Source organism: Streptomyces sp. MA5143a (assembly GCF_900290235.1).
Taxonomy (GTDB): domain Bacteria; phylum Actinomycetota; class Actinomycetes; order Streptomycetales; family Streptomycetaceae; genus Streptomyces.
The window spans coordinates 1-4217 of sequence record NZ_OLMK01000069.1; the positions used below are offsets into that span (position 1 = coordinate 1).

Annotated in this window: 5 protein-coding genes; 3 read left to right on the forward strand and 2 right to left on the reverse strand. The window is 72.2% G+C overall.

Annotation, left to right across the window (positions count from 1 at the left end; all coding sequences use genetic code 11):
* Positions 1–96 precede the first annotated feature (96 nt).
* The gene (locus tag SMA5143A_RS28245) at positions 97–936 is read left to right on the forward strand and encodes a carbohydrate ABC transporter permease (protein WP_107465641.1); all 840 of its coding nucleotides are present in this window, start codon (positions 97–99) and stop codon (positions 934–936) included.
* A gap of 79 nt (positions 937–1015) precedes the next feature.
* A complete protein-coding gene (locus tag SMA5143A_RS28250) occupies positions 1016–2773 on the forward strand; it encodes an amylo-alpha-1,6-glucosidase (protein WP_107465642.1) in 1758 nt (585 codons plus the stop codon).
* Positions 2774–2790: 17 nt separating this feature from the next.
* On the opposite strand, the gene SMA5143A_RS28255 is transcribed toward SMA5143A_RS28250, so the two are convergent.
* Complete coding sequence (locus tag SMA5143A_RS28255) at positions 2791–3117, reverse strand: hypothetical protein (RefSeq protein ID WP_107465643.1); 327 nt, start codon at positions 3115–3117, stop codon at positions 2791–2793.
* Positions 3118–3170: 53 nt separating this feature from the next.
* Complete coding sequence (locus tag SMA5143A_RS28260) at positions 3171–3518, reverse strand: VOC family protein (protein ID WP_107465644.1); 348 nt, start codon at positions 3516–3518, stop codon at positions 3171–3173.
* A 131-nt stretch (positions 3519–3649) separates the two neighbouring features.
* On the opposite strand from SMA5143A_RS28260, the gene SMA5143A_RS28265 reads away from it, so the two are divergent.
* A partial coding sequence (locus tag SMA5143A_RS28265) for a MarR family winged helix-turn-helix transcriptional regulator (protein ID WP_107465645.1) occupies positions 3650–4217 on the forward strand: 568 nt, incomplete at its 3' end.

Consider the following 4217-nt stretch of genomic DNA (forward strand, 5'->3'; position numbering starts at 1 on the left):
CTTCGGGCCCGGCGCGGCCGTCGGCAACCTGCTCGTCGTCGCCGCCTTGGTGTTCGGCCTGATCTACCTGAAAGTCCAGCGAAAGCAGGCACTGTCATGACGATCGCGCAGGCATCCCCGCACCGGAGCCGCGGCAGCTCGGGAAAGACGGCCATCGGCCTGCTGCTGACGGCGGTGATGCTCTTCCCGGTCTACTGGATGATCAACGTGTCCCTCACCCCTGAGCAGGACATGCGCAAGTCCCCGCCGGACCTGTTCCCCGCGCACGGCACCCTGGCCGGCTACCGCACCGTCCTGGACGAGCAGGTGCCGTACCTCGGCACCAGCCTGGTCATCGGTCTGGGCACGGTGGTGCTGACCGTGGCACTGGCCGCGCCCGCCGGCTACGCGCTGGCCAAGCTCCGCCCGCGCGGCGGCCTGCTCAGCTTCCTGCTGCTGGCCGCCCAGATGATCCCCGGCATCATCATGGCGATGGGCTTCTACGCCATCTACCTCCAGCTGGGCCTGCTCCAGTCGGTGCCCGGCCTGATCGTCGCCGACTCCACCCTCGCCGTCCCCTTCGGCGTGCTCATCTTCACCGCGTTCATGTCCGGCATCCCCGGCGAACTGCTCCAGGCCGCTCAGATGGACGGAGCCGGGCCGCTGCGCACCTTCGTGTCGATCGTCCTGCCGATGAGCCGCAACGCCGTCGTCACGGTGTCGCTGTTCGCGTTCCTGTGGTCGTGGTCCGACTTCGTCTTCGCCGGGACCCTCGTCAACGGCGGCGCCCACGAGCCGATCACGCTCGGCATCTACCACTACATCGGCAACAACAACCAGGAGTGGAACGCCATCATGGCCACCGCCGTCGTGGCCTCCCTGCCGGCCGCGGTCATCCTCGTCCTCGCGCAGCGCTACGTCGCCGCCGGCGTGACCACCGGCGCGGTCAAGGACTGACCTCCCCCTCCTCCCCCTCACGGCTCCACCGCCTCCCGGTGGCGGCGCGATCCCCCTGCCCGAGAAACGAGTGACCTCCATGACCGCCGCACCGTCCGGCCCGGCCTTCTCCGTTCACGACATCCCCTTCAGCACGTACGGGGCCTGGTTCGGCATCTCTCCCGTGCTCGCGGAGAAGACCCGGGCCGAGGACCTCCACCTCGTCTCCCACCAGAACGGCATGCACGCCGTGCTGCGTCTGGTCCCCCTGGACCCGGCGACGGGCGAGCGGGCCGACACCCGTGTCGAGGCGACCCCCGGCCTGCTCGCCTGGACCGGTCCGACCGGCCGCGTCGACCTCGCCTACGAGACACCGGACACCGTGCGGCTGCGGGGCGGCGGACTCGCCCTCGCGATCCGGGCGGCCGCCCGTACCCTCACCCCGTTCAGCGGCACCTACTTCTACCGGGAGCCCGGCACCGACGCGTACGTCCTCACCTCGTACGAGACCGGGCGGCGCTACCGGATCACCGTCCTGTCCGGCACCGTCACCGAGGTGCCCGGCGCGCAGGCCCTGGGTGGCGCGGACCGCGGTGTCACCGTCGGCGCCGAGGCCGGCGGGACCTGGGAGGTCGCCGTCGAGGAGTACGAGACCGCGCGTCGCCCCTACGCCTCGACCGCCGGCTTCGACCAGGTCGTGACGGGCGCGCGCACCGCGTTCGCGGCGTTCGCCGACCGTGTGGCGCCCTGGCGCTCGGCCGCGACCCCGGCCGCGGAACTCGCCGCGTACGTCCTGTGGTCGGCGACGGTCCGCCCGGCGTCCCTGGTCACCCGGCCCGCGGTGCTGATGTCCAAGCACTGGATGGACAAGGTGTGGAGCTGGGACCACTGCTTCAACGCCCTCGCCCTCGCCCCCGGCGCCCCCGACCTGGCCTGGGACCAGTTCTCCCTGCCCTTCGACCACCAGGACGAGACCGGCGCCCTGCCCGACTCGGTGACCCACTCCGAGGTCCTGCACAACTTCGTCAAGCCCCCCATCCACGGCTGGACCCTCGGCCTGCTGCGCCGACGGCTCCCCGCACCCCTCACCCACGGACAACTCACCGAGGCCTACGACCGGCTGACCCGCTGGACGGACTTCTGGCTCACCGCCCGCCGCACACCCGGCGCCACCCTGCCCCACTACCAGCACGGCAACGACAGCGGCTGGGACAACGCCACCACCTTCGACCCCGAACGCGTCGTCGTCACCGCCGACCTGGCCGCCTTCCTCACCCTGCAACTCCGCGAACTCGCCGCACTGGCAGATGAGTTGGGTCGTCCGGACGACGCCCGCCGCTGGACGCGGACGGCCGACGAGACCCAGGCCGCGATGCTCGGCGACCTGTGGAAGGGCGACCGGTTCGCCGCGCGGTCTGCCGACACCGGCGAGACCTGGACCAGCGCGAGCCTGCTCGACCTGATGCCCATCGCCCTCGGGGAGCATCTTCCGGGGACCGTCGGCGCCGTCCTCGCCGACCGGATCGGGACCCACCTCACCCCGTACGGCCTGGCCACCGAGCAGCCCGACTCGCCGCACTACCTCCCCGACGGCTACTGGCGGGGCCCGATCTGGGCCCCGGCCACGATCCTCGTCGAGGACGGGCTGCGCCGCGCCGGCCACCACCGGCTCGCCGACGAGATCAGCACCCGCTTCCGCGCCCTGTGCGAGACCCACGGCTTCGCCGAGAACTTCGACGCCCTCACCGGCACGGGCCTGCGTGACCGCGCCTACACCTGGACCGCCGCCGCCTACCTGCTCCTCGCCGAGGCCCACGAACTCCGGCACACCTCACCCGCCGCGCACACCGGCGGCTGAACGTTTCCGGAGCAGGACTACCGGAGGGGCCCTCGCCGCTGAGCGGCGCGCGCGTGATGACGCCGGTAGAGGGCGACGGCCTGCTCCGCCGGGAGGTTGGGGACGGTGACCGTCTCGCCGGTCTCCTTGGAGACCACGACCTTGGCGCCGCCCGGCGGAGCGGGCAGCGGGCGGTCGGAAGGACCGGTGCCGGGCGGAAGGGCCGCGTACACCAGATAGCCGATGTCGAACTCGTGGACACGCAACTCGGCGGGGGAGCCGTCGGCCTGCCGCGGCTGGGCGTACCGGGCGCGGACCAGCTCCACGGCCTGCTCCGGGGTGAGGGGCGGCGTACCGGAAGCCATGGGTGTCGTCCTGTGCGTCCTGTCCGAGGGAGGGGGCGGCCGGCGGGCGGCGGTCAGAGCTGGGCGGGGGCGCCGCCGAAGCCGATCTCGTTGCCGTCCGGGTCGTGGTACGTGATCTTGCGGACGCCGTTGGCGTAGGTCTCCCGGTTCGCGGGCTTCAGCCCCCGGTCCGTGATCCCCTCGACACGGGCGTCGAGGTCGTCGACGAACACGGTGTGCAGGGCGTGACCGCCGCGCCCCGGCCGGTGCTCGATGTACACGTACCGGTGCTCCGCCAGCTCCCACACCGCCTCCGTGTCGTTCGGGATGAACGTCGGCGGCGAACCGAACAGGCGCTCGTACCAACCGAGTGCCGCTTCGTAGTCGTTGACGAGGACGCCTGCGAACAGTTCGACGGACATGACGCCATGGTAGGGCCGCGGCGCCCTCCCGGCGGGGGACGTGATCACCGCTCGCGTCGCCGCGCTCCGTACAATTTGGAGCCGAACGACATCCGAGATCCGAGTGCCCCATGGCGTCAAGGAGTGTGCCCGTGCCCGGCCAACGATCCATCACGCAAGCCGAGAAGCTCGCGGAGGCGAAGCTCGGGGGCATCCCCGTCCGTCACGAGCAGATGGCGGTCGTCGCCAACATCTACCGGGCCGCGTCGGCCGTGAGGCAGCACCTGGAGAACTCGGTGCTGCGCGGCGCCGACCTGACCTGGACGGCGTTCGTCGTGCTGTGGGTGGTCTGGGTATGGGGCGAGTCGGAGACCCGGCACGTCGCGGAGGAGGCGGGCATCTCCAAGGGGACGCTCACCGGGGTCTCCCGGACGCTGGAGAAGCGGGGGCTGCTGCGGCGGGCCGGGCACCCCACCGACGGCCGGCTGGTGCTGCTCAGCCTCACCGAGGAGGGCGAGGAGCTGATGCGACGCGTGTTCCCCGCGTTCAACGAGGAGGAGGCCTTCGTCGCCGCGCAGCTCGACGTCGACGAGTGCCGCAGGGTCGCCGACGGACTGCGGCGTGTCGTCCTCCAGGTCGAGGAGCACGGCGAGGAGCGCCGCCTCGCCCTCCTCGACGGCGCGGCCCCGGCCCCCCGCCGCAGCGGCCGCCGCCCGCAGG